Genomic DNA, 23,115 nt, shown 5'->3' with positions numbered 1-23,115 from the left:
CCTGGCTGAAATTTATCTAAAAATCAAGGAGTTCGATCCGATTCTATTCTCTCACTGTTGCTCATTGTGGAAAATTTTGTCAATCAGATCTATGAATTTAGCGAAAAATATGGAATAATTATCAACCAATTACAGTAAATTTTGTCTATTTATATGAAAATTAAAGCAATTTCTTTATTGGTCGCTGTTCTTTTTCCTGTGGTTTTATTTGCCAGTAATACTACCTGTCCTTTATCAGACGGAATCAATGTACACACCTCAAAGCGAACATTAAACATATGTAAACACGGCTCAGTAATTAAGACCTTTAAAGTAGCTTTAGGATACAAAGGCATCGGTAAAAAGAAAGCCGGGGATAATAAAACACCTGTTGGTTTATACGGATTAGCCTATCCAAGAAAATCCAATCAATTCAAAATATTCATACCCATTCTCTATCCGACTTCAAAGCAAGCTGCAGCGGGCTTTACAGGAAGAGATGTCGGTATTCACGGACCAACACAATCCTCTAAAGGATTTAACTGGTTAAATGGTTTGCCCTACTCAACTCGTGGATGTATTGCGGTTGGTAAGAATAATTACATTGACTATGTAGCGAATTGGGTAAAATCCAACCCTGGAACTAAAGTTTTAATCATTTAAACTCCGTACATTACAAAAAGAACTGTCGTGCCCGCGCTGGCGGGCACTTCCAATTAGCCCTAAGTATTTCTTGACGAAATGCTAAATCTTTAATTCCAAATGTTATCGAAATCTCGCTAAAATGTCCTTCTCCCTCAGGGAGAAGGTGCCGACGGCGGATGAGGGGATCACGCATCATTCATTAAATACTTATAGATAACATCCATTACTAAATTAAATTGTTGCTGTACTTCATTATTCCAAAACCTTAAAATTTCATAGCCTGAATTATTAAGAGAGTTAGTCCTTATATTATCGTATTCATTTTGCCTGCACTCATTCTGCTGACCACCATCTATCTCAATAATTAGGGTCTGTTGACAATTCAGGTTTCGACGTCCCGCGACTTGTTCGCGGGATCCAATTCACTCTTTATAGGCACAATATATTCTTGTTTTGCGCAAGATCTATCGATTCCGCGAACAAGTCGCGGAAAGTAGGCTTGAACATAATGAAAGGTCAACAGCCCCTAATTTTTTTTCGATACAAACGAAATCTACAATATAGGTACCAATAGGGCATTGTCTTCTGAATTTAACTCCTTGAACTCGTTGTGATCCAGGTGAGGTCCATATTTTAATTTCCATGCAGGAGCTGTTTTTGCGTAGACTTTTTGCATTATTAGTTAATCCCATGCATTTAATTCATTTTTGGTTGGACTAAGTATTTTAAAAGATAATTGTATCGTTTTAAGATCCCCTCATCCGCCGTTGGCACCTTCTCCCTGAGGGAGAAGGACATTTTAGCGAGATTTCGATAACATTTGGAATTAAAGATTTAGCATTTCGTCAAGAAATACTTAAGGCTAATTGAAAGTGCCCGCCTGCGCGGGCATGACAGGTTTTTTGGTGCTGTACAGAGCATTCAAATTAAGAGCTCATGAAAACAGCACTGATTTCTGCTAACTCATCCCAGCATAATGTATAACAGCTCCATAAATGGAGCTTGTCCTCGCCCAACAATTCTCTAACTGTCTGCTATAGTGTGTGTTGAATTACCGCGGAAGTCTGGTGCTACGACCTCCCACGTCAAAGGACCCTAATCAGCCCACTCTTTATTCTCATCTCGATTAACACTAAACTAAATCACTATCCAGGAACAATTGAGCTCCAATGCAGCAACTACCCAAAGAGTTCTATCAACGAGACACCGTTCAGGTTGCCAGGGATCTTTTAGGCAAGTTTCTGGTGCACTGCGATGAGGGGCTGGAGCGGATCGGAACAATTGTCGAAGTGGAGGCTTATCTTGGACAACAGGATCTAGCATCACACTCGTCAAAAGGGATAACCAAGCGCACTGAAGTAATGTATGGGCCGGCTGGTTTTGCATACGTTTATATGATCTATGGAATGTATTATTGCACCAACGTCGTTACAGAAAAGGAAGGTATTGGTTCAGCAGTATTAATAAGGGCTCTGGAGCCAGTACAAAATACACTGGGAAAAACACAAGGTCCTGGCTTATTGTCCAGAGCCATGAACATTGACATCCGATTTAATCGACATGATTTGACCGGCAATACTGTTTATATAGCCGAAACAACGAACCAACCCACCTTCACTATAATAGAAAAACCCAGGATAGGGGTTCACTATGCTAAAGATTGGACTGATAAATTATTAAGGTTTTACATAAAAGACAATGCTTTTATTTCCAAACCTTGATATCGGGTGTCTCGTCTTTATTTAATCCTGGGATGGAAGACTGTCTCTTGTGCACAACTCACTGAAAAGCCCTATTTGGTTTTCGCTAAACCTGCACGCAAATCTGACTTTTCTCCAAGGTTCCATATTTGTGACCAAGAGTCAGGATGGAAGAGAAACTAGCTGTAATAACCAATTTTCACATGAACCTGATAATATTTAACTTTATTGTGATCAATAAAACCACGCGTTTCTACTACTTCAAACCATTCCAGTTTGCCATGAGATTGAGCAGCCATTATTGCATTATCAATAGCCTTCTCGATACTTTCTTGCGAAGTACCAATTAATTCAACAAATCGATACACTTTATCAGTCATTTTTTCTCACTCCCTAATTTAATTTGATCCTGTGCTTTCGCAATGGCTTTACGAATCGCTTGAGACTCCTCAGATTGCTCCGGTGCCATCACTAACAAACGCTGCCAATAGGTGATTGCCTCCTGATAATCATGACTCAAGTAAGCGTTCATAGCAAGCATGGCTAAGGCATCCGGTTGTTTGGGATTCTTATCTAATAGCTTGTTAAATATCTCGATAATCTCAGCACTAAATTGTTGATTGTTCATCAGCCAAAGACTGTGGGCATAATTGACAGCATACTGCTCCTCATCAGGCTTTAAATGATGGGCTTTAGCAAAGGCTTGAGACGCGTTGTTCGTTTCATTTTGACTGGTATATAAACGTCCTAATAAATACCATCCCTTTGCGCTTTTGGGATTTTCATCCACTTTGGCTTTTAATTTATCGATAAGTTCCTGAGGACTTTTGATCGATTTAAGTACTTGCTGGGCACGTTCCCGAGATTCAGTTTGATGTATGTATTCTTGCCAGCCAGAAAAACCACCCCAATTGTAGTAGCCGGCATAAGCCATCAAAAAGATAAATGGCACCAGTACAATACGGGTCAATAAAGTACATTTTAAGGGATAAATTATTAAAATACTTGCAGCAAAGGTTATCAAAACCAAAATACTGATTAACCACCATTCAGTCATAGGATCGTCGCTTAAAACATGTTCGCCAAAAAATCAGAAAACCCAATAGCAGAAATACAAATGGGCCAAACCATAACAATAATGTAACCGCTTTTACTGGAGGTTTAAAAAGAATAAAATCGCCATATCGTGAGGTCAGATAGTCCGTGATCTCACTGTCGCTTTTACCCTCTTTTACCATTTCATAAACCTGTAAACGTAAATCCTTGGCTAATTCAGCATTTGAATCTGCCAAATCCTGATTCTGGCATACCAAACATCGTAAATCTTTTAATAAATGATTAAATTGAGCCTCTTTTCTGGCTGAATCCAAAGGGTAAACGCTGTTGGCAAAACAAAAAGGCATGATTAAAAAAACAATGAAGCCTAAGCAAGACAAATACACTGTTCTCATGAGGTCTGCTCCAATTGCTTCATCAAGGGCAATATATCTTTACTCCAGACCTCCTGATTCATTATCCCAACATGTCGATATCGAATAATACCGCGTTTATCAATAACAAAAGTTTCAGGTGCACCATAAACGCCTAAATCAATAGCGACCTTGCCCTCACTATCCTGGAATACCTGTTTATAAGGATTACCCCATTGCTCTAACCAATGCAGGGCATCAGCCGATTTATCTTTATAATTCAAGCCATACACAGGCACTCCTTCACGTGCCAATTGCAGCATAAAAACCTGTTCTTCGACACAGGCTGCACACCAGCTGGCCCAGACATTAAGAAGAACAACCTGATCGCGTAATTGATTTGAACTAAAGGTCGCTTCTGGATTTTGAAGTTGTGGCAAGGTAAATTCAGGAACAGCCTTTCCAAGTTGCACTGAGGGCAATTGATGCGGATCTAAAGAAAGACCGCGCCACAGAAAAAAACTCAATAATACAAACAAAGCAACAGGAATTATTTTCCACCCAATTGTTTTCATGCCTGTAACTCCTGAGCTCGAACCTCAACTGCTGTTCTTTTTCTGTAATAGCGTCTATCAGTCAAAGCGAGAAAACCACCGGCAAGAATCAAAAATCCTCCACCCCAGATCCAGCGTACAAAAGGCTTATAATACAATCGTACAGACCAGGAATTATCTGCCAAAGGCTCACCCAAAGCAATGTAAATGTCTCTGAATGGAGTCACGTCTATTGCTGACTCGGTCATCGCCATTTGTCCAATGGAATACACTCTTTTTTCAGGATAGATGAGACTTGTTTTGTCATGATAACTAATTTTGAACTCGGCTCTAGCCCCTTTGTAGTTAGGTCCAACGAGATCCGATTGATTCATAAAGTTTATTTGATAGCCAGCAAGAGAAACATGAGTACCAGGAGCCATCTGTACATCGTCCTGTATCCCGTATGCAGTGGAAACCGCTATACCAATTACAGAAGCGGCAACGCCACAATGTGCCACAACCATACCCCAATAAGCCTGACCCACTCCATCAAGCCCTCGCTCCTTGATTCGTCGGATAACCGCATTGAAAGTACTCAAAATAACCCAAAAGGCCAAGATCAAGCCCATTAGGGCTGAACCATCAAATTGGCTGGATGTTAACCATAATACAACTACAGGAACTACCAGACTCAGTAAGGCAGTCCAGTTCAACCTTTTATAAACTGCCTTCCAACCATCACAATTCCACTTTAAATGAATCCCGATACCCATAATCAACAGCATAGGGATCATCAACGGGACGAACACTGCATTAAAATAAGGAGCCCCAACAGAGAGTTTACCCAGTCCTAATCCTTCAACCAATAAGGGATATACGGTACCCATTAATACCGTCAGCATTATTACCATCAGAAATACATTATTTAATAACAAAGCACTTTCTCGTGACACCGGGCTGGGACTGGTACCCGTCTGTAAGGTTTGAGCACGAAATAAAAACAAGAGCAAAGAACCACCAATAACCATCAGCAAAAAAGCCAGTATAAACAAGCCACGCTGGGGATCCACAGCAAAGGCATGCACAGAGGTTAGTACTCCTGAACGGACAAGAAATGTTCCGATCAGGCTTAAAGAAAAGGCTGCGATTGCGAGCAGCATGGTCCAGGCTTTAAATTGCTGGCGTTGCTCGGTCACTGCCAATGAATGAAGTAATGCTGTACCGACAAGCCAGGGCATAAACGAAGCATTCTCCACTGGATCCCAAAACCACCAACCGCCCCACCCTAATTCTCGGTAGGCCCACCAGCTTCCCAATGTAATTCCTGCGGTTAAACAACACCAGGCAGCCAAAGTCCAAGGTCTGGTCCATTTAGACCAGCTGGATTCGACTTTGCCTGCCCACAATGCAGCTATAGCAAAAGCAAAAGCCACAGAAAAACCAACATACCCCATATACAACATGGGTGGATGAAACAAAAACCCCGGATCCTGCAATAATGGATTCAGATCCCTGCCTTGAGTATTTAAAACCTGAAACTGGCGTAAAAAAGGATTGGATGTAGTCAATAAAAAAAGGATGAAACCGATGCTTAACCATCCTAATACCACTAATACCCGAGTGCGCATTTCCTTGTCCAGACTTGAGCTCAAGTAACCTACCAGAATCATCCAGAAACTAAGAATGGCAACCCATAAAAGCATGGAGCCTTCGTGCCCACCCCAAACAGCGCAGAGTTTATAAAACCAGGGCAATAAAACACTCGAATTACTGACTACATAAACAACTGAAAAATCATCATTTAAAAAGCAAAAAGTTAAACAAAAATAAGCAATACTCACAAATAAAAATTGTAACCCGGCATAGGTTCTCGCTGATTCCATCCAGGCTTCATGTTTGAGATATAGACCCGCCAAAGGAACTATCGCCAGCATCAGAGCAGCAAGCAATGCCAGGATTAACGAAAAAAGGCCAATTTCTGCAATCATGAATTCACCTTTTTAGCCAAAGACGCTTTAACTTCCGGGGGCATGTAATTCGCATCGTGTTTTGCTAACACCTGAGTGGCTCGAAAAAAGTGCGAATCAATGACCTCTCCTTCTGCGACTATTCCCTGTCCTTCACGAAACAGATCGGGCAAAATTCCTTTATAAGTCACCGTGATGGTTTTATTAAAATCGGTGATTTTAAATTGGACTTCCAGCCCTTCTTTCGCTCTCACAATACTGTTTTTTTCAACCATGCCACCGACTCGAACGGGACGAGCCAATGGTGCTTCTCCCGAAGCAACCTGACTAGGGGTATAAAATAAACTGATATTTTGTCTCAAAGCGTATAAAACCAGGCCGGAAGCTATGGCTAAAATTGACATAAAAAAAAGTATCATAAGTAATTTGCGTTTTCTTGCCGGATTCATAAATGCTATCTCTTAAACCATCGTTGCAGTTTTTGACGAGTTCGAGTTTTTTGTCTTTTTATTCCGAAAAAATTCATTAGCAAGACAAAACCAACCAATCCGTAAGCGGTCCACACATAAGCAGAATAACCACCCATTGCCAACCATTCAAAAAATGGGTTCATTGACGCTCTCCTTCGAATTGAATTTTAACCCAGGTTTGCTTTCTTTCCCTGATCAATAATTCATTTCGCGCCTTTTCCAGAATGATCCATAAGCAATAGAAAAAGAATCCAATCAGGGTCAACAACAATGGATACAACATGCTGACTTCAATTTTAGGCTTCGCAAACACAGATAAAGTGGCTCCTTGATGCAGGGTATTCCACCAATACACTGAATAATGAATAATGGGTAAATCAATTAAACCGACCAAAGTTAATATCGCAATGATTTTATCTCCGTCTTCTTTATTTTTAACCGCATGATGCGTTGCTAAAATAGCGGCATAAAGTAACAAAAGTATCAGTTCAGAAGTTAATCTTGCATCCCATACCCACCAGGCTCCCCACATGGGCTTCCCCCAAATACTGCCGGTAACCAGCGCGAGAAACGCCATACAAAGCCCCAATTGAGCTACCAGGCTAATCAATAGGCCGGCTATTTTAATACGCCAAACCAAAAGCAAAACAGCTAAAAAGCCCATCCAGGCATACAGAGCCATTGAAAGAAACGCACTGGGAACATGAACATAGATGATCCGAAAGGCATCTCCTTGCTGATAATCAGGCGGAGCAAAAACAAGGCCCCAAACCACTCCAATCACCAAAGTCAGCAATGCACCAGCCGCCAGCCACGGAATTATGCGCCCCGAGAAACTGTAAAATGTTTTGGGCGAGGCTAATTGATATAAAAACTTCCACATAGGAAACATTAAAGTCAGAAAAGAGTCGGATTTTACCATGCCTCAGTGTTTTCGCAAAATATACCTCAAAGACAGGGTTTGATGAGCACTGTAGTTAACTGAAGCGCCTCTCAACCGCTTGCGGGTGAAGGCATTTTTCCATGCATGGTTTACTAAAAGCAGTTAATCGAAAAAATGTATTGTCAACATTCATCAATCGACTTGACTGATTCGAACCACACCCGCAATGGCAAAAGGCAAAAAGCCTGCTGCAATAACAGACATAGCCATGAGTAATGCCAAATACCCATTAATTGGTAATCCCTGCATTGCAATACTTAAAGTGCCACTGCCAAAAACAAGCAATGGAAGTGTTAAAGGCAATAATATCAATGCCATTAAAGCCCCTCGTTGATTTACCCCAACACCAAAGGCTGCCGCCAATGCACACAAGTAAAACAGGGCTGGCGTACCACAAAGCAGGCTCAGTACCAATATCCAGGTTTCCCACAGGGAAAATGCAAACAAGAGAGCAACCAAAGGAGAAAGGAGTAGCAAGGGTGTTATATTAAAGAGCCAATGTGCCAGGATTTTCGCGCTGATAATAACAGGCAATGATTGCCCAGAAACCAGCCATTGCTCAATAACACCTTGCTCATAATCTTGTTGAAAAAGTCGTTCCGCTGAAAGTAACATGGACAGTAAAATTGCCATCCAGATCAAGCCTGGAGCAATAGTCCTCAGGAGCACCAATTCAGGTCGTATCGTTAAAGGAAAAAGAAATAACAACATTAAAAAAAATAAACAGGAATTAACCAAGTATCTGATTTGCCTCATCTGAATTAATAATTCACGCTTGAATTGAGTTCTAAGTAATACAAAGCACGAATTCACAAATGATACTCCTGATAGTCACTATCGCTTAATGGCAAGTTTTGATGAGAAGTAAGCAATACTGCACCACCTTGCAATCGATGATGTTCTATTTTATCCATCAGAGTCATCAACGCGGTCTGATCCAAAGCTACCAAGGGTTCATCCAACAGCCATAAAGGTTTATCAGACATCCATAATCGGAGAAGACCGACCTGTCTTCTTTGTCCCGCTGAAAGCAAGCCACAAGGTTGATCTAAAAATCGTTCCAAATGAAATTGGGCAGCCAGTTCAGTGATATCGGCCGTGTTACCACCATAGTTCAAATCAAACAGGCAATTTTCTTTTACGGTAAGATAAGGGTTAATTCCCGTTTTGTGGCCTACAAAACAGAGTTGTTGTTGGTATGCAGCAAGCTGATCAGAAATCGGTAGGCCTGAAAAACAGATCTGCCCGTGCATGGGTTGATGCAATCCCGCTATCAACTTAAGTAAGGTAGTTTTACCCGCGCCATTACCGCCTTTCAGATGTAAAAGACCGCCTTGTGGTACTCTAAATGAAATATGATGTAACAGAGGTTGTTCCTGGTAATCAAAATCAAGATCAATCACTTCAAGCATAGGAATGTGTTTTTTACCGTAAAAAGCGAGACTAACTATAAATAAAAGACAAAACAAGTTTTTTAGCGTGTATACCGTTTAAATTCCTGATTTTTGTCTTGCGAAGTCACATCAGGATCGCCATAATCAGTTTTATTTATTTAAAGGTTATCCATGGAATTTCTTAGTGAATACGGTATGTTTCTCCTTAAATGCGTCACCCTGGTTGTTGCATTTCTGGTACTTATAGCAGGTATCTTTTCTTTAGGTCGCAAACCCAAACCTAAATTGGAAATTACTTCTCTAAATGAACAATATGAGCATATTCAAACGTTAATGAACAAAGAAATTCTTGATAAAAAACCTGAAAAAAAGAAAAAAAGCAAGGAAAAGCAACCCACTCTTTATGTCATTGATTTCAGTGGTGATATCAAAGCGTCACAAGTAGAACAACTTCGTGAAGAAGTTACCTCTATCCTGTGTATTGCCAAACCGGAAGATGAGGTTCTGGTCAGATTGGATAGCCCTGGCGGTGCGGTTAATGGGTATGGTCTAGCTGCATCCCAATTGCAAAGAATACGTGATAAAAACATTCCTTTAACAGTGTGTATTGATAAAGTAGCAGCAAGTGGCGGCTATTTAATGGCCTGTGTAGCCAATCAAATTATTGCGGCTCCCTTTGCAATCATTGGTTCAATTGGTGTTGTGGCTCAAATCCCTAATTTTCACCGCTGGTTAAAGAAAAATGATATTGACGTTGAATTATTAACGGCTGGTGAATACAAGCGTACCCTTACTCTGTTTGCTGAAAATACCGATAAAGGCCGGAAAAAATTTCAGGAAGATCTGGAGCACATTCATACGGCATTTAGAAATTATGTCCTCGCTAATCGCAGCCAACTGGATATGGATAAAGTGTCCACAGGTGAGCATTGGCTGGCTAGCGATGCTTTTGAACTAAGTCTGGTAGATAAACTATGCACCAGTGATGACTACCTGGTGGAAAAAATGGCACGCTATAAGGCATTTAAAATAACGGTACAGCCCAAACATACGTTAATGAATAAACTGCTAAAACCCGCAATGAATCTGTTGCATCCCTGGGCTTAACTTAAAAGCCCGGTGATAGATAAGAGAAGAACAACAAAAGATTGAATATGAGTATATAATTATATAATAAAACAATTTTCTGCAAGGGAGTGGAACATGAGCGATTTTAAATCCAAGCTGCCTGATTTTAAAGAATTAACTTCAATGACAACGAAACTGTATAAAGGCATAAAAAGCAGTGTCGAAGAAATAATTCAAGACTACAAGCAAAAAAGAGAGCAACAGGAAACACCTGCTGAAGAGGTAAAAAAAGAAGCGACTAAAACTGAAGAAGTAAAAGCGGCTGAGACAAAAACTGAAAAAGCCAAAACAACAGAAAAAACTGAAGAAGAACCCACCGAGAATAAGCCTTAGTCCTAAAACCAAGGCCTGGTATTAACATCCCCTGAAATCACAATCAAAGGCTTTTCCCCTCCCCACTCAGCGTGGGGAAAAGGGTTGTAGAGTTCATCTCCAGACCAAACAAGCATGCTTTAAATAATTTTAGTTTAACTGAAAAATGCAACTTGATTTTGAAACCTCCTGACATCCTGCTCCTTGAGAAGCAGAACTTGAACTACCAAATAATGTTTGAGGTGTTGATATAAGAAGCGCAGCACTTTTTGATTCAATCAACCTCATTTCTTCTTCAGTTATGGAAGAATCCTCAGGCGCATGCTGTTTAGCCTGGATAAGAGCCTCTTCAGCCTGCTCCCACTTATTCTCTAATCTATAGGTACAAGCAATATTTAACCAGGCATCTGCAATTTCTTGCGTGTCTTCTGTTTTATTGAGAATAGAGGAAAAGTATTTTCGCGCTTCAGGAAAACAATCCTGTTTAAAAAGAGACATTCCAATCTGATTAATGACAATAAGATGTTCTGGATCAAACTGAAGTGCTTCTAAATAAATTTCTTGCGCTTTTAAGTATTCATTATTTTTGTAAAAATGATGTCCATATTGTGCCAAACATTCAGTGAGGTTAGATAAGATAATGTTTCTCAATGTGACCTCATGTTCTTTACAAACCGCTAGAGCTTTTCGGTAATAGTGTATTGCAAAACTAAAATTCATTGCTACATTATTCATCACAGCATCTTCGTCTTGTACGACCTTCACAACCACTTCAATATATTGTTCATACCAACTTGCTACACTGTGTAAAAAAACAGGGTTTTCGCTGCTTATACTCAAGGCTTTTGTGATAAAAGCCAGGGAAGCACGAAACAGCTTGACGCTCTGTACCAAGTCTGTTTCGAGATAATGCACAGCGGACTTTATAAACAATAAACCCATGTTATTCCAGGCAGAGGCACCAGATGGATATATTTTTGTTGCCGTCTCATAACATGTGAGTGCGGCTTTGCTGTTATGTTCCATTTCATAGCATTGCCCTAATAAATCGAACGCATGAGACACATTGGCTACTTCGTCTGGATTACTTTGTCTTAATTCAATAAATTTTTTTAAAGAAGAAATTGCTCTTTTTGGTTCGCTGCAAAAAAAGAAACATGTTCCTAGATATAAATAGCTCTCTGGTACTTCTGGATTGTTATCAATCGCTTGAAGAAAACAATTTTTAGCACGTTCATAATTATGTTCATCAAATGCCTTTATTCCGTCTAAATGAAATGAATTAAACATATTCCCAACTCCTTAACATAAAATGGACGCATTAGTTGGAGTCAATCCCGCTAATTTTGCAGATTTTCTGATTAAATGACTTTCTTTCGGGTGTAAATAGCCCGCTTGCTCTTCAAGCTCAACCAAATCATCATAGATGACATCAAGCGATTCACGATTTTTTGAAAAAATACGTACAGTGCCATAGGGGTTGTAATCACCCATTGCCTGCTCATTTTTTAAGCCACTACTGATTGTTAAAATAATCTCAAGATTAGGCCGCTCTTCATAAAGTCGCACCAGGGTTTCATGAATCTCTCGAGTTGTAGCTGAAGTGACATCAATGGCGCAAATCCGATCTTTTTTATCAATTAAAGCAATTTCATCCGCCATATCCTCATGGGTTGTGTTGCAATGATTTACGTCAAAAAAGGCGACGTTGGTCTGAACTCTTTTTTTGGGTTTATCATGCACATAATCAACAGGAATCGGATGTTTTGATAATGCTTCATCTGTTTCATAATACATTTGGCTTGCACTGAATGTTAGATACAAGGGATCTATCTGGTATGTATCATGGAGGTATTTTCTACTGACAGCATGAATCAGTTGTATTGCCCTCATCCCTGTTGCGGTAATTATTTTCTTTGCATGAATTGTCTGAGGCTCTCCTTTAAGTTCAAGCTCCCCTTCTTCATCAGAGTCAGAGCCATTTCCATCCTCAACCGATTGATCTGCTTTAGGTTGAAAAATGAAATTTGCAACCCATGCTTCAAAACAAGAATGGAGATCTTCTGTTTTTTGTTCCTTTACAAGAGTTGCAACTTCTTTTTTTGTCGCCCCCAAAAGCTCTGCCATTTCTTTTACCAGGGTCCAAAACTCATCGTCCAGAACTTTTTCGGCCTCCCCCCATTCATAGGATGTTAAGTCATCACCATCAAGTTGGATCGAAAGGGATTTGCCATTTAATTTAATGGATTGAAGCACTTTTTTAAGTGGTTCTATGAACGCCTTGTTACAAGCTTTTTTATCCTGGAAGATATCTTCTAATGGATGATCAAGACAGGCATTTTGTATCAAGTCGACCAGGCATTCCTTAACTACTGATTTTCTGAATATTTGACTCGCAAACGATTTATTTGAACTATCACCTGGAGCCCATAAAGTATTCCAAAGGGTATCTTTAAGCTGAATGTCTACTGGTTTTGTTTCCGTCGATTTTATTTTATTATAATTTTTCAGAGTCTTCGTCAATGCTACAGAGTGAAATGGAATTTCAAAAGCATTCTGGTTCTTGACCAGTTTTTGCAAAAACATGATCGCATCAATCACACAGTCCGCATAGGGTTTTGGTGTTAATCCAAGATTAACACGCACACTTTCACCACAATCTGCAACAGAGGGTCTCAAGCATCCAAAGCTCGAGCGGTGCACCATTTCAATATTAATTCCCCGCTCATCAGCCAAAATATTAGCAAATGCAATGAGGTATACGGATAGAAATTGGCTCCAAACTTTAGGATTTTTCTCACCGGCGGGCTTAGGCAAAGAAAACAATACGCAGGTGTAGTTATTATCTGCGTTGATAAGAATGTCAGGATCGCGTTCATTAACTTGAGCAACAACATAAGCAGCCATATTTTTTTGCTGTTCCAAAAGCCTGTCGTACCATATAGCAGGTTCCGAAATTGCCAGTGCCTTTTTTACTGGTTTTAAGGCTTTTTTATATCTTGCAAAATGGAAAGGATTGTAAAAATTACCCGTTTTAGGGTACATACCCGTTGTTATTGACTCCTGATTTCCCTGAAATTTAAACAGGTCTTTAGTTGTTCCTTCGATTTTTTTAAAATCACTTCTGTGGTAAGTAGACCATCTCACCGGATCGGTCATATCAAATAATGAAGGATATCTGCAATGAAATTCTGATCGAGGCAAATAAACTCGCTCTTTAACTGGTTTTATCGTTCCTGAGGCGCTTCGTTTAATTTGAATAATTTTCATGATTACATCTCTTAAAGGATAATTCGCTTTATCCCTAAAGACTCAATTATTATTCCATTAGTATTTTATTGACGCGATTGTATTACATGCAACGTGTTCTTCCAATTTATTTTCAAGTTTATCTCGCGAGGACTACTCCTACGTAGCCAATAGTGCTTAAGAAAACTAGAAACGACTCAATAGCTCTTGGTTTTGCCTGGAAGCGATCGTGGAAAATGGATCTTATCCAATATAGTAATCCAAAATGAAATGAACTATGCCATGAGATAATTCAGCAAATGAAGACCGCGGGGTCTATTCAAATCTCAGATAATATACATTTTTTTCATTAATCTCTTACTGAGTTTGAGCCAGTCCAAGATAAAATATAATGAGCCTACCGCTCTTCTTTCTCCGGACGAGTCAATCCATATTTACGCATTTTTTCAACTAAAGTTGTCCGCCTCATGTTGAGGTAACTTGCTGCATGAGCTACTACCCAGTCAGACTCCTCTAAAGCTTGGCTTATCAAAGAAAGCTCTGTTTTAACCAAGTGCTCTTTCAAATCAATCCCATCAGTATTTGATGGTTGATCCTGACTGATTATTTGTAATAAGGTTTCACGTTCAGAGCCAGATGAATTCATTTCCATATAGGATAGTTTGTATTCACCTTGAAAGCGCTGGGGTAGATCATTTTTACACACAATACCATTAGGGTATAAAATGGTCAAACGTTCTACCAAATTTGCCAATTCACGAACGTTTCCAGGCCAGCTGTAATTACATAATGCATCCATCGCATCAGGCATTAGACGAACAATGGGCCTATTCTCCCCTTCAATACGCGAAATGAGTTCATTAAATAAAAGCACCACATCCGCACTTCGGCTCCTCAAAGGAGGCATTTCAATAGGGAATACATTAAGCCTGTAGAATAAATCCTCTCTAAACTTACCTTCCTTAATGGCAACTTCCAAATTTCGGTGAGTTGCAGCAATGATCCGAACGTTTACATCAATGCTCTTATTGGAGCCCACTCGCTCAAAACAACGTTCCTGCAACACTCGAAGCAATTTTACCTGCATGGCCAAAGGCATATCACCAATTTCATCGAGGAAGAGAGTTCCACCATTAGCTAATTCAAAACGTCCTTGTCTTGAAGTAATGGCCCCGGTAAAAGCGCCTTTTTCATGGCCAAATAATTCACTTTCTAATAATTCACCCGGAATAGCGCCACAATTAATCGGTATAAAGGGCTTATTCGCTCGTGCAGATAAAGAATGAATATTTCGAGCAACAACTTCCTTACCAGTTCCTGACTCTCCTAAAATCAATACGCTAGCCTCAGTATTTGCAACTTGCTCAATCAGTTTACGAACCTGGCTAATGCTTTTACTCGTTCCAACCAAACTACGAAACAAAGGGATTCTTTGTGTGCTGGCAGTAATCAGTTTTACTGCTTCTTTAGCAATTTGACAACGATGCAACGCTTCAAGCATTTGAGCATAACTGAATGGAAAAGAAAGACAGGCAACAACATTCCGATCTTCGCATTGAACGGAGTTAAGTTGTTGACCAATAACAATTATTGGAACTCTTGAAAATTGCTGGGCTAAAGCATCAAGCTCATCAATAGTCTTATCGAACTCTCGCTCAGCACCCAGAATGATTACTCCAGGATTAGGATTATTTATAATTTGCCAATTGTTATATTTGATAACCTCGGTAGATTGTCCTAAAAAGTCAAATATAGTTCTTAATTTGTCACAACGATTTTCATTCTCATCAATGATGTATATTGTCTCATTGTCACTCATAAACCTATCCTTAAGTTTGAGATAATTTAATTTAAGTATCGGATACTTACTTCATTACTGTCAAACTTCTGACATTAAATTTACTGAACTGTCATAAAAACCATCAATCAAAATGATTCAAGCATATAAACATGTACTCTGCTTCACGACCGATCTGTTACCCCAGGTTCTTTCAGAACAACTGGGGTTCATTCTTCATAAACAAAAACTGAATATCAGGATATCCCATGCTGTATTCGGGATGACATGTTCCATGACCCTTAAGATGATAGGATCATCGATAACACAGTATTGATTTAAATGCATTGCACTGATTACCAAAACACAGTTCCTGGCTACCAATTGATTTGGTTGCACTAATTTGAGATTCCTTAACAAAACGTTTTGCCTGGAGATACCCCATCCTGCTGCAGAATGAATTTGCAGCTCGTGCTCCACAACCTTTATCCTTGTCATAACACCAATCTACTCGATAATCATTGTATCGAGGATATGCAAATTCTTTCTCGCGGTAATGATAAGGTTTGGGTGGATTATGTGACAGTCCGATGGCACAACTAATCGTCATAAATCCATTGCAACGCCAACCTTTGCATTGTAGTCTGCTGGATAAATAATTTGTTAACCCTACGTTGTAAGCAATGACATTTTGACTGGAATAATCATAGCCCAACATTTGACAATAACGATTAGCAACATCCTTACCGCACTCTTTTCCATCAAAACTGCAATAATCCAGACGTTCTCCAAGATAAGTTGGATGCCAGATCGTTCTAAATGCTTTATTTTGTAATCCTTTCGCATTTAACTGCAACGAAAAAAAACAAAGCACAAATATAAAGACCAGAAATCTTTTAAAATTGATCATTATAACAATCCTTTAGCAACTATTGTCACATGTTAGCCCACTATAGAGGGCAGGCACAAGAGAGATTGTTCTAGCAAGGAATAAAAAAAGTGTTAATCCAGTATATCTGTTTTATTATCTTCCAATTTGATGACCAAATATGAATTTTAAATAAGGTAAATAATTAAACAGGATTATTGCTGTCCAGAAACAGATGAGACAAATTAAAATATTGTGCTACATGATTTCCTAATGCCTGAATTCCATAGCGCTCTGTTGCGTGATGCCCACAAGAGAAATAGTGAATTCCTAATTCTTTTGCCTGATAATAAGTTCGTTCTGAAACTTCTCCACTTAAATAGGCATCGACTCCCAACGCATGAGCATGTTCAATATAATCCTGAGCAGCCCCAGTACACAACGCTATAGATTTTATGCGTTTAGAATGACCGGATATATGAAGAGGTTTACGTCCAAAAGAACGCTCCAAAAAATCGCCCAATTGCATTTCTGTCATATCTTCAGTCAGAAGACCAGACCATAACAGGTTATCTGTAGTGCCAACTTGATGCATCTGAATTGAGTCTAATGACAATAATTTAGCCAGACACGCATTGTTGCCCAGCTCAGGATGGCAATCGAGAGGTAAATGATATGCAAACAGATTAATTTCGTGATTCAATAATTTACTGATTCGCTGACGCTTCATTCCGGTGATAACAGGATCTTCACCACGCCAAAAATAACCATGATGCACCAAAAGCGCATCTGCATGCCATTCAATTGCCTGAGAAATTACGTCCTCAGATGCAGTTACTGCAGTACAGATGCGCTTGATGTGTTCCTTACCCTCAACCTGAATTCCATTTGGTGCATAGTCAGTATATTGACGACAATTCAGCAAATCATTCAGGTACAGGCTTAATTCACTGCGTGTAATCACCGCTCTGAAACTCGCTTGATGTCAGCGCCCAAAAGAGACAATTTTTCTTCGATACGCTCATATCCTCTATCAACATGATAGATGCGCTCAACAGCAGTCTCTCCCTCAGCCACCAAACCAGCTAATATCAGACTGGCTGAAGCGCGAAGATCGGTTGCCATTACTGGTGCTCCCGTTAGCTTTTCAACGCCATTGATAATTGCGGTATTACCATTTAGCTGGATCTGAGCACCCATGCGTTGCAATTCCTGCACGTGCATAAAGCGATTTTCAAAAATAGTTTCGACTATCGTTGAAGTGCCTTCGGCAACTGAATTCATTGCCATAAATTGAGCTTGCATGTCAGTAGCAAAAGCAGGATAAGGAGCCGTTGAAATATTGACTGCCTGTGGTCGTTTGCCATGCATATTCAGACTAACCCAGTCTTCGCCTATAGTCAGCTCAGCCCCTGCTTCCTCAAATTTGCACAACTGAGACAACAAGGTATCGGGTCGTACTCTTTTTACGGTTACATGACCTCGGGTCAATGCTCCGGCAGCAAGATAAGTACCAGCTTCAATTCTGTCAGACATAACAGAATAAGTCCCACCAGCTAATGACTCAACACCTTCAACTTCAATAGTTGAAGTTCCAGCACCTGATATTTTAGCGCCCATCTGGATTAGGAAATTAGCTAAATCAACCACTTCAGGCTCACGAGCAGCATTCTTAATTATCGTTGTACCTTCTGCAAGCACTGCTGCCATAAGAATATTTTCAGTACCCGTTACCGTAACGGTATCAAACATTAATCGACGTCCCTGCAATCGACCTCGCCGGCAACGCGCGTTGATGTATCCATTTTTAACCGTGATATCAGCACCCATAGCCTTTAATGCCTTGAGATGCAAATCTACTGGACGAGTTCCAATCGCACAGCCACCGGGCAGGGAAACATCGGCTTTTCCAAATCTCGCCAGCATAGGCCCCAACACCAGAATTGACGCGCGCATTGTTTTAACGAGATCATAGGGGGCAACAAACTCATTGACCTGACTGGCGTCTACCTGCACATTCATTTTTTCATCAACAATCAAATGGGCGCCTAATTGTCCAAGCAGCTCCATCATGGTAGTAATGTCTTTTAAATGAGGAACATTGGATATGGTTACATGGTCACTGGCAAGTAAACTGGCAGCCATGATGGGTAATGCTGCGTTTTTAGCACCAGAAATAACTACTTCACCCTGTAATGCCTTACCACCGTTTATTAATAATTTATCCATGTTGCTTCCCCCATTCTTCTTTTGTCCATGTCTTCATGCTTAAAGCATGAAGCCTGCCAGTGGTAATTAAGTCATTGAGCTGAGCATAGACCCATTGCTGTCGAGCGACCCTGGTTTTATTTAAAAATATATCGGTTACTATTATCAGTTGGTACTGGTAACCATCGCCTGTTACTTCGACATGAAGCACTTCGTCAATGCTTTTAAGTCTTTGTTCAATTTCTTCATTACTTAACATAAAGTTAGCTCACTAATTGAAATAAATACAATTTTTTTACCCTAGTTGTAAAAAAAAATATAAAAGAGGATTATACAGTCATTCCAAAGGGGGTTTTATATCAAAAAAACTAGCCTGCGCGAAAGGCAGGCCAAGGTCTTAGGGATGATGAGTATTTACCTAATTCAGGTTCTTCTATTCATGCACTTTCTAAAATACTCTTTACTCCACAAAATTCGGCTAAGGACTGAGTTTCTGGAGATATCCCTATCACTTCAAACATTTTGTTGCGGTGCATACACAATTTTCTTGCCTCTATCAGTAATGCCAAGCCTGCACTATCGCAATGCCTCACGTCACTTAAATCAAGACAAAAGGTAGTAGCGGCATCATCCATCAACGCTTTAAACAGCTTTGCGCGAACAGACACCACTGATTTAAAAGTAAGCTCAGAACCGGGTTTAAAATTAATTTTTTCCACGATTATGAAGCCTTCTTCACTTGTTTTTTCTGCATTTCACTAATCACTTCATTAATGCTGGAATGTTGCAGTGCTTGAGCGAATTGAGATCGAAAGCTCTGTAACAAACTCACTCCTTCAACGCTTATGTCATAAATTTTCCAATATCCATTTTTTGAAACCAGACTGTAGCTTAAAGGAATATTTTGTCCCTTGGAACGAACTATCACACTATTTACCCTAATGAAACGACTGTCCAATGAACCGCGCAAAGGCAAAAACTGGATGGTTTCATCTGAATATTCAGCCAGTGGGCTGGAGTATGTGCGTATAACCAATCGGGTGAACGCTTTGGAAAACTCAGCGCGCTCAGATGGTGTTGCCTTATTCCATGCCTGACGGCCTAAAACGGATCGGGACATACCAGCTACATCAACATTTGGTAGCAAATGCATTTCCACTGCTTTATAAATAATAGAAGGATTGCTCTTCAAACTTGACTTGTTTTCCTTGAGAGTAGCGATAATATCATTAGCAGCTCGTTCCAGCATAGGTACTGGAGATGTCTGTGCCGCCATCATTTGAGATAAGGACATACAAGCAACTAATAAAAGGGTTTTAAATGCTCTCATGGTTCACCTATTTCTTGATATTAAATAATAATTGGCCTATAAGATTCTCAAGAATAATCGCTTCCTGAGTTTTAGCAATCACATCCCCTTGCCGCAAATACGGATGATCATTACTGTCCTCATCTTCAAAACCCGGAACAATACTAATATAATTGGAACCAAGCAAGCCCTCGGTCAAAATTCGCGCAGAAGAATCCTCATACGGTATCCTTTTATCACTTCTCAGAGTCATGGTAACCCTGGCATTAAGCTCACCTGGCTGCAACTCAATTCGACTCACTTCACCAATTCGTACGCCAGCGACCGTAACTGGAGCCCTTACCTTTAAGCCACCGATATCAGTAAAATCTGCTGTGACCTGATATCCTTTCTGAGAGATAAAATCATTAAAACTGCTGACTTTCATTGCCATTACCAATAATGCCAATAGGCCAAGCAACATAAATATTCCTACACTTATGTCTACATAACGTTGCTTTTTCATTTACCAATCTCCAATCATCATTGCAGTCAACAAAAAATCGAGCCCTAAAACAGCAAGCGATGAATAAACTACGGTCTTAGTCGTCGCCTGACTAATGCCCTCCGCTGTTGGCACACACTCAAATCCCTGGAAAACTGCTATCCAGGTCACTACAAAAGCAAAAACGAAACTCTTGATGATTCCACTAAAAATATCAATACGAAAATTAACCGCTGCCTGCATATTGGACCAAAAACTGCCGTCATCCACACCCAGCCAATGTACCCCGATAAAATACCCGCCATAAATCGCTACTGCAGAAAAAATTAATGCAAGTACGGGTAAAGCAATAAAACCTGCCATAAAACGTGGATAAATCACTCTGCCCAGTGGATCAACACCCATCATATCCATGCTGGATAACTGCTCTGTTGCTTTCATCAAGCCAATTTCGGCAGTCAAAGCTGAACCAGCCCGTCCTGCAAACAACAAGGCACTGATTACTGGTCCTAATTCTCGTGCAATGCTTAATGCCAGCAATTGTCCCAGCTGGCTGGCAGCGCCGAATTTTTGCAAAGTATTGTATCCTTGCAATCCAACAACCATACCGATGAATAAGGCCGATACGACAATAATCAAACAGGACAACACGCCAACAAAATGAAGTTGCTGACGCAACAAAGGCCATAATTTAGGTATATTAGGCTTTCTGAACAACATGGTAAATAAAAAAAATCCTGAATTACCAATAGTACTTAATACCTGTATACCACGATTACCAAGACGCGCGATTGAATCAAGCATCTAATAACTCCTCTGTATAAGGTCTGGCAGGATAATGGAATGGAACAGCTCCATCCGCTTCACCATGCATAAACTGCTTAACTTGCGGTTCTGCAGATTGAATTAACTCATCAGGAGTTCCCTGACCAATAATTTTTCCGCCTGAAATCAAATAAATATAATCCGCTATTGAACAGGTTTCTTCAACATCATGAGATACAATTATGGTTGTGGTGTGTAACAACTGATTCAGCCGTTTTATTAAACGCACCAAAACCCCCATTGAAATTGGATCCTGTCCTGTAAAAGGTTCATCATACATCATCAGCTCAGGGTCAAGCGCTATAGTTCTTGCCAGTGCCACACGCCTTGCCATTCCGCCAGATAACTGGGCTGGCATTAAATTCGCTGCACCTCGCAAACCGACTGCTTCGAGCTTCATTAACACTATATCACGCAACATGGAAAAGTTTAATTGAGTATGTTCTCTCAAAGGAAAAGCCACATTGTCAAATACAGAAAGATGAGTAAAAAGTGCACTGCTCTGAAAGAGCAGGCCCATATTACGCCTTGCCTCATACAACGCTGAACGAGAAAGCTGATGTATGTTTTGACCGTGTACGAACACCTCACCATTGTCAGGTGTTAATTGGGCACCGATCAACCTGAGCAAGGTAGTTTTTCCAGAACCGCTTGGACCCATGATAGCAGTAATTTTTCCCTGCTTCACCACCATATCTATGCCATCAAAAATGTAGCGGTTATCCCGGGTAAAGGTCAGATTATTAATTACAACCCAATTTTCAGGCATGCTCTCATTTCCAATTTTAGTCTGAATTTAGAAGTATATACTGGTTAAAAAAAAAATGTGGTTTTTAATTGCGTTTGAATTAAAAAAAAGTTCATTTATAAAAAAAAATAGGGTTACATCATTCAAAAGCAATGTGTTAGAATGAAAAATACACAAAAAATAATACACTTTGCCTATGAATTTTTGCACACTTGGACTCGCAGTTATTGAAACTGAAGCACAAGCTGTCTTCGAATTGACTCAGCGAATTGATGCTCGATTTGAAAAGGCCTGTGAGTTACTGCTTGCCTGTAAAGGGCGTATCGTAGTCACAGGAATGGGCAAATCCGGACATATAGCCAACAAACTGGCCGCTACATTCTCCAGCACCGGTAGCCCTGCTTTTTTTATGCATCCTGGAGAAGCCAGTCATGGTGATCTGGGGATGATCACTCCTCAAGATACCGTTGTAGCAATATCACATTCCGGCAACACTGTTGAACTTGTAACCATCCTCCCATTATTAAAACGTCTAGAAGTACCGCTGATTACCTTAACCGGAAATGTTGACTCAACCCTGGCCAAATCAGCCGATGTCAATCTCGATGTCAGCATCAAGCAGGAAGCATGTCCACTAGGACTAGCCCCGACAACCAGTACTACCGTTTCTCTGGTCATGGGAGATGCATTGGCAATAGCCCTTCTTCAAGCACGCGGCTTTAGTGCCGAAGATTTTGCCTTGTCCCATCCAGGCGGGGCATTGGGTAAAAAATTATTACTCCGAATAGACGATTTATGTCATAAAGGCGATCAATTGCCACTGACCAATGAGAAAGCAACCATTAGTGAAGCCCTGATTGAGGTAACCGACAAAAAACTGGGCATGACCTGCGTTGTGGACAATCACGGGATCCTGGTAGGCGTGTATACCGATGGAGATATTCGAAGAACCTTAACCAGCCAATACGACATCAATACGACTCAGCTCAAAGAAGTAATGACCCGCAATTGCAGAACCATTCATATGGGAATGCTTGCAGCCGAAGCCCTGGCGATAATGCAAAAATACAGCATCACTTCCCTTGTAGTGGTAGATGACATGAACAGACCTCATGCTGTGCTTCACTTACATGATTTGTTAAAAGCCGGCGTTTTTTAACTTAG

Annotated in this window: 29 protein-coding genes; 5 read left to right on the top strand and 24 right to left on the bottom strand. The window is 40.2% G+C overall.

What is annotated here, in order from left to right:
* Positions 1-153 precede the first annotated feature (153 nt).
* Positions 154-642 (top strand): L,D-transpeptidase family protein, encoded by a 489-nt coding sequence (locus G543_RS0114530; protein WP_028385164.1) that lies wholly within the window; start codon positions 154-156, stop codon positions 640-642.
* 167 nt (positions 643-809) lie between these two features.
* Here the strand turns inward: G543_RS0114530 and G543_RS19580 are convergent, their stop codons facing one another.
* Positions 810-1,010, bottom strand: coding sequence for a DUF559 domain-containing protein (locus tag G543_RS19580; RefSeq protein ID WP_065236051.1), 201 nt, complete (start codon positions 1,008-1,010; stop codon positions 810-812).
* 78 nt (positions 1,011-1,088) lie between these two features.
* On the bottom strand, positions 1,089-1,268 hold the full coding sequence (locus G543_RS19575) for a DUF559 domain-containing protein (RefSeq protein ID WP_428829159.1): 180 nt from the start codon (positions 1,266-1,268) through the stop codon (positions 1,089-1,091).
* Between the two features lie 525 nt (positions 1,269-1,793).
* On the opposite strand from G543_RS19575, the gene G543_RS0114520 reads away from it, so the two are divergent.
* Positions 1,794-2,345: a DNA-3-methyladenine glycosylase gene (locus G543_RS0114520; protein ID WP_028385163.1), complete on the top strand. Its 552-nt coding sequence runs from the start codon at positions 1,794-1,796 to the stop codon at positions 2,343-2,345.
* Between the two features lie 158 nt (positions 2,346-2,503).
* Here the strand turns inward: G543_RS0114520 and G543_RS0114515 are convergent, their stop codons facing one another.
* The 10 genes from G543_RS0114515 to ccmA all read right to left on the bottom strand — a co-directional run bounded on the left by G543_RS0114515 (position 2,504) and on the right by ccmA (position 9,061).
* The gene (locus tag G543_RS0114515) at positions 2,504-2,704 is read right to left on the bottom strand and encodes a dodecin (RefSeq protein ID WP_028385162.1); all 201 of its coding nucleotides are present in this window, start codon (positions 2,702-2,704) and stop codon (positions 2,504-2,506) included.
* Positions 2,701-3,381: a tetratricopeptide repeat protein gene (locus G543_RS0114510; RefSeq protein ID WP_028385161.1), complete on the bottom strand. Its 681-nt coding sequence runs from the start codon at positions 3,379-3,381 to the stop codon at positions 2,701-2,703. Before G543_RS0114510 ends, G543_RS0114515 begins: the two co-directional genes overlap by 4 nt.
* A complete protein-coding gene (locus G543_RS0114505) occupies positions 3,374-3,775 on the bottom strand; it encodes a cytochrome c-type biogenesis protein (RefSeq protein WP_028385160.1) in 402 nt (133 codons plus the stop codon). Before G543_RS0114505 ends, G543_RS0114510 begins: the two co-directional genes overlap by 8 nt.
* Positions 3,772-4,308 carry a DsbE family thiol:disulfide interchange protein gene (locus G543_RS0114500; protein WP_028385159.1) on the bottom strand — a complete coding sequence of 179 codons (537 nt, stop codon included), beginning with the start codon at positions 4,306-4,308 and terminating at the stop codon, positions 3,772-3,774. Before G543_RS0114500 ends, G543_RS0114505 begins: the two co-directional genes overlap by 4 nt.
* Positions 4,305-6,257, bottom strand: a complete 1,953-nt coding sequence (locus G543_RS0114495) for a heme lyase CcmF/NrfE family subunit (protein WP_028385158.1) — start codon at positions 6,255-6,257, stop codon at positions 4,305-4,307. Before G543_RS0114495 ends, G543_RS0114500 begins: the two co-directional genes overlap by 4 nt.
* Positions 6,254-6,685: a cytochrome c maturation protein CcmE gene (ccmE, locus tag G543_RS0114490; RefSeq protein ID WP_028385157.1), complete on the bottom strand. Its 432-nt coding sequence runs from the start codon at positions 6,683-6,685 to the stop codon at positions 6,254-6,256. The genes G543_RS0114495 and ccmE overlap by 4 nt, the downstream gene beginning before the upstream one ends.
* A gap of 5 nt (positions 6,686-6,690) precedes the next feature.
* Positions 6,691-6,849, bottom strand: coding sequence for a heme exporter protein CcmD (gene ccmD / locus G543_RS0114485; protein ID WP_028385156.1), 159 nt, complete (start codon positions 6,847-6,849; stop codon positions 6,691-6,693).
* A complete protein-coding gene (gene ccmC, locus G543_RS0114480) occupies positions 6,846-7,589 on the bottom strand; it encodes a heme ABC transporter permease CcmC (protein WP_028385155.1) in 744 nt (247 codons plus the stop codon). The genes ccmD and ccmC overlap by 4 nt, the downstream gene beginning before the upstream one ends.
* Positions 7,590-7,781: 192 nt before the next feature.
* The gene (gene ccmB, locus G543_RS0114475) at positions 7,782-8,462 is read right to left on the bottom strand and encodes a heme exporter protein CcmB (RefSeq protein ID WP_028385154.1); all 681 of its coding nucleotides are present in this window, start codon (positions 8,460-8,462) and stop codon (positions 7,782-7,784) included.
* Positions 8,459-9,061, bottom strand: a complete 603-nt coding sequence (ccmA, locus tag G543_RS0114470; protein WP_028385153.1) for a cytochrome c biogenesis heme-transporting ATPase CcmA — start codon at positions 9,059-9,061, stop codon at positions 8,459-8,461. Before ccmA ends, ccmB begins: the two co-directional genes overlap by 4 nt.
* Before the next feature lie 153 nt (positions 9,062-9,214).
* Between ccmA and sohB the strand changes: the two genes are divergently transcribed.
* Complete coding sequence (sohB, locus tag G543_RS0114465) at positions 9,215-10,150, top strand: protease SohB (protein WP_028385152.1); 936 nt, start codon at positions 9,215-9,217, stop codon at positions 10,148-10,150.
* A gap of 96 nt (positions 10,151-10,246) precedes the next feature.
* A complete protein-coding gene (locus G543_RS0114460) occupies positions 10,247-10,504 on the top strand; it encodes a hypothetical protein (protein ID WP_028385151.1) in 258 nt (85 codons plus the stop codon).
* A 129-nt stretch (positions 10,505-10,633) separates the two neighbouring features.
* Here G543_RS0114460 and G543_RS18095 read toward each other — a convergent pair whose 3' ends face one another.
* The 12 genes from G543_RS18095 to G543_RS0114400 all read right to left on the bottom strand — a co-directional run bounded on the left by G543_RS18095 (position 10,634) and on the right by G543_RS0114400 (position 21,972).
* Positions 10,634-11,773, bottom strand: a complete 1,140-nt coding sequence (locus G543_RS18095; protein WP_035922435.1) for a tetratricopeptide repeat protein — start codon at positions 11,771-11,773, stop codon at positions 10,634-10,636.
* A gap of 12 nt (positions 11,774-11,785) precedes the next feature.
* Entirely contained in the window at positions 11,786-13,753 is a 1,968-nt protein-coding gene (locus G543_RS0114450) for a hypothetical protein (RefSeq protein WP_028385150.1), read from the bottom strand.
* A 376-nt stretch (positions 13,754-14,129) separates the two neighbouring features.
* Complete coding sequence (locus G543_RS0114445; protein WP_028385149.1) at positions 14,130-15,551, bottom strand: sigma-54 dependent transcriptional regulator; 1,422 nt, start codon at positions 15,549-15,551, stop codon at positions 14,130-14,132.
* A gap of 274 nt (positions 15,552-15,825) precedes the next feature.
* On the bottom strand, positions 15,826-16,419 hold the full coding sequence (locus G543_RS0114440; RefSeq protein WP_028385148.1) for a hypothetical protein: 594 nt from the start codon (positions 16,417-16,419) through the stop codon (positions 15,826-15,828).
* A gap of 163 nt (positions 16,420-16,582) precedes the next feature.
* Complete coding sequence (locus G543_RS0114435) at positions 16,583-17,341, bottom strand: Nif3-like dinuclear metal center hexameric protein (RefSeq protein ID WP_028385147.1); 759 nt, start codon at positions 17,339-17,341, stop codon at positions 16,583-16,585.
* Positions 17,338-18,606 (bottom strand): UDP-N-acetylglucosamine 1-carboxyvinyltransferase, encoded by a 1,269-nt coding sequence (murA, locus tag G543_RS0114430; RefSeq protein WP_028385146.1) that lies wholly within the window; start codon positions 18,604-18,606, stop codon positions 17,338-17,340. Before murA ends, G543_RS0114435 begins: the two co-directional genes overlap by 4 nt.
* Positions 18,599-18,844: a BolA family protein gene (locus G543_RS0114425; protein ID WP_028385145.1), complete on the bottom strand. Its 246-nt coding sequence runs from the start codon at positions 18,842-18,844 to the stop codon at positions 18,599-18,601. Before G543_RS0114425 ends, murA begins: the two co-directional genes overlap by 8 nt.
* Positions 18,845-19,022: 178 nt before the next feature.
* Entirely contained in the window at positions 19,023-19,304 is a 282-nt protein-coding gene (locus tag G543_RS0114420; protein ID WP_028385144.1) for an STAS domain-containing protein, read from the bottom strand.
* A 2-nt stretch (positions 19,305-19,306) separates the two neighbouring features.
* Positions 19,307-19,915: an MlaC/ttg2D family ABC transporter substrate-binding protein gene (locus G543_RS0114415; RefSeq protein ID WP_028385143.1), complete on the bottom strand. Its 609-nt coding sequence runs from the start codon at positions 19,913-19,915 to the stop codon at positions 19,307-19,309.
* 7 nt (positions 19,916-19,922) lie between these two features.
* Positions 19,923-20,399, bottom strand: coding sequence for an outer membrane lipid asymmetry maintenance protein MlaD (mlaD, locus tag G543_RS0114410; protein ID WP_028385142.1), 477 nt, complete (start codon positions 20,397-20,399; stop codon positions 19,923-19,925).
* Positions 20,400-21,182, bottom strand: coding sequence for a lipid asymmetry maintenance ABC transporter permease subunit MlaE (gene mlaE / locus G543_RS0114405; protein WP_028385141.1), 783 nt, complete (start codon positions 21,180-21,182; stop codon positions 20,400-20,402).
* Positions 21,175-21,972 carry an ATP-binding cassette domain-containing protein gene (locus G543_RS0114400; RefSeq protein WP_028385140.1) on the bottom strand — a complete coding sequence of 266 codons (798 nt, stop codon included), beginning with the start codon at positions 21,970-21,972 and terminating at the stop codon, positions 21,175-21,177. Before G543_RS0114400 ends, mlaE begins: the two co-directional genes overlap by 8 nt.
* 175 nt (positions 21,973-22,147) lie before the next feature.
* Here G543_RS0114400 and G543_RS0114395 point away from each other — a divergent pair, with 175 nt between their 5' ends.
* Entirely contained in the window at positions 22,148-23,110 is a 963-nt protein-coding gene (locus G543_RS0114395; RefSeq protein WP_028385139.1) for a KpsF/GutQ family sugar-phosphate isomerase, read from the top strand.
* The last annotated feature ends 5 nt before the right edge of the window (positions 23,111-23,115 follow it).

This window comes from Legionella moravica DSM 19234, from assembly GCF_000423305.1.
GTDB lineage: Bacteria > Pseudomonadota > Gammaproteobacteria > Legionellales > Legionellaceae > Legionella > Legionella moravica.
The sequence above is the reverse complement of the archived record's forward strand: the minus strand, read 5'-3'. Positions and strand labels throughout refer to the sequence as shown.

What these genes read in the sequence shown, in the direction of transcription:
- G543_RS0114450 (WP_028385150.1), bottom strand. Translation starts at nt 13,753, where the DNA reads ATGAAAATTATTCAAATTAAACGAAGCGCCTCAGGAACGATAAAACCA.
- G543_RS0114445 (WP_028385149.1), bottom strand. Translation starts at nt 15,551, where the DNA reads ATGAGTGACAATGAGACAATATACATCATTGATGAGAATGAAAATCGT.
- G543_RS0114510 (WP_028385161.1), bottom strand. Translation starts at nt 3,381, where the DNA reads ATGACTGAATGGTGGTTAATCAGTATTTTGGTTTTGATAACCTTTGCT.
- mlaE (WP_028385141.1), bottom strand. Translation starts at nt 21,182, where the DNA reads ATGCTTGATTCAATCGCGCGTCTTGGTAATCGTGGTATACAGGTATTA.
- ccmA (WP_028385153.1), bottom strand. Translation starts at nt 9,061, where the DNA reads ATGCTTGAAGTGATTGATCTTGATTTTGATTACCAGGAACAACCTCTG.
- G543_RS18095 (WP_035922435.1), bottom strand. Translation starts at nt 11,773, where the DNA reads ATGTTTAATTCATTTCATTTAGACGGAATAAAGGCATTTGATGAACAT.
- G543_RS0114440 (WP_028385148.1), bottom strand. Translation starts at nt 16,419, where the DNA reads ATGATCAATTTTAAAAGATTTCTGGTCTTTATATTTGTGCTTTGTTTT.
- G543_RS0114395 (WP_028385139.1), top strand. Translation starts at nt 22,148, where the DNA reads ATGAATTTTTGCACACTTGGACTCGCAGTTATTGAAACTGAAGCACAA.
- G543_RS0114505 (WP_028385160.1), bottom strand. Translation starts at nt 3,775, where the DNA reads ATGAGAACAGTGTATTTGTCTTGCTTAGGCTTCATTGTTTTTTTAATC.
- G543_RS0114530 (WP_028385164.1), top strand. Translation starts at nt 154, where the DNA reads ATGAAAATTAAAGCAATTTCTTTATTGGTCGCTGTTCTTTTTCCTGTG.
- G543_RS0114425 (WP_028385145.1), bottom strand. Translation starts at nt 18,844, where the DNA reads ATGTTAAGTAATGAAGAAATTGAACAAAGACTTAAAAGCATTGACGAA.
- ccmD (WP_028385156.1), bottom strand. Translation starts at nt 6,849, where the DNA reads ATGAACCCATTTTTTGAATGGTTGGCAATGGGTGGTTATTCTGCTTAT.
- ccmC (WP_028385155.1), bottom strand. Translation starts at nt 7,589, where the DNA reads ATGTGGAAGTTTTTATATCAATTAGCCTCGCCCAAAACATTTTACAGT.
- G543_RS0114460 (WP_028385151.1), top strand. Translation starts at nt 10,247, where the DNA reads ATGAGCGATTTTAAATCCAAGCTGCCTGATTTTAAAGAATTAACTTCA.
- G543_RS0114400 (WP_028385140.1), bottom strand. Translation starts at nt 21,972, where the DNA reads ATGCCTGAAAATTGGGTTGTAATTAATAATCTGACCTTTACCCGGGAT.
- G543_RS0114520 (WP_028385163.1), top strand. Translation starts at nt 1,794, where the DNA reads ATGCAGCAACTACCCAAAGAGTTCTATCAACGAGACACCGTTCAGGTT.
- mlaD (WP_028385142.1), bottom strand. Translation starts at nt 20,399, where the DNA reads ATGAAAAAGCAACGTTATGTAGACATAAGTGTAGGAATATTTATGTTG.
- G543_RS0114415 (WP_028385143.1), bottom strand. Translation starts at nt 19,915, where the DNA reads ATGAGAGCATTTAAAACCCTTTTATTAGTTGCTTGTATGTCCTTATCT.
- G543_RS0114495 (WP_028385158.1), bottom strand. Translation starts at nt 6,257, where the DNA reads ATGATTGCAGAAATTGGCCTTTTTTCGTTAATCCTGGCATTGCTTGCT.
- G543_RS0114515 (WP_028385162.1), bottom strand. Translation starts at nt 2,704, where the DNA reads ATGACTGATAAAGTGTATCGATTTGTTGAATTAATTGGTACTTCGCAA.
- ccmE (WP_028385157.1), bottom strand. Translation starts at nt 6,685, where the DNA reads ATGAATCCGGCAAGAAAACGCAAATTACTTATGATACTTTTTTTTATG.
- G543_RS19575 (WP_428829159.1), bottom strand. Translation starts at nt 1,268, where the DNA reads ATGGAAATTAAAATATGGACCTCACCTGGATCACAACGAGTTCAAGGA.
- murA (WP_028385146.1), bottom strand. Translation starts at nt 18,606, where the DNA reads ATGGATAAATTATTAATAAACGGTGGTAAGGCATTACAGGGTGAAGTA.
- G543_RS0114500 (WP_028385159.1), bottom strand. Translation starts at nt 4,308, where the DNA reads ATGAAAACAATTGGGTGGAAAATAATTCCTGTTGCTTTGTTTGTATTA.
- sohB (WP_028385152.1), top strand. Translation starts at nt 9,215, where the DNA reads ATGGAATTTCTTAGTGAATACGGTATGTTTCTCCTTAAATGCGTCACC.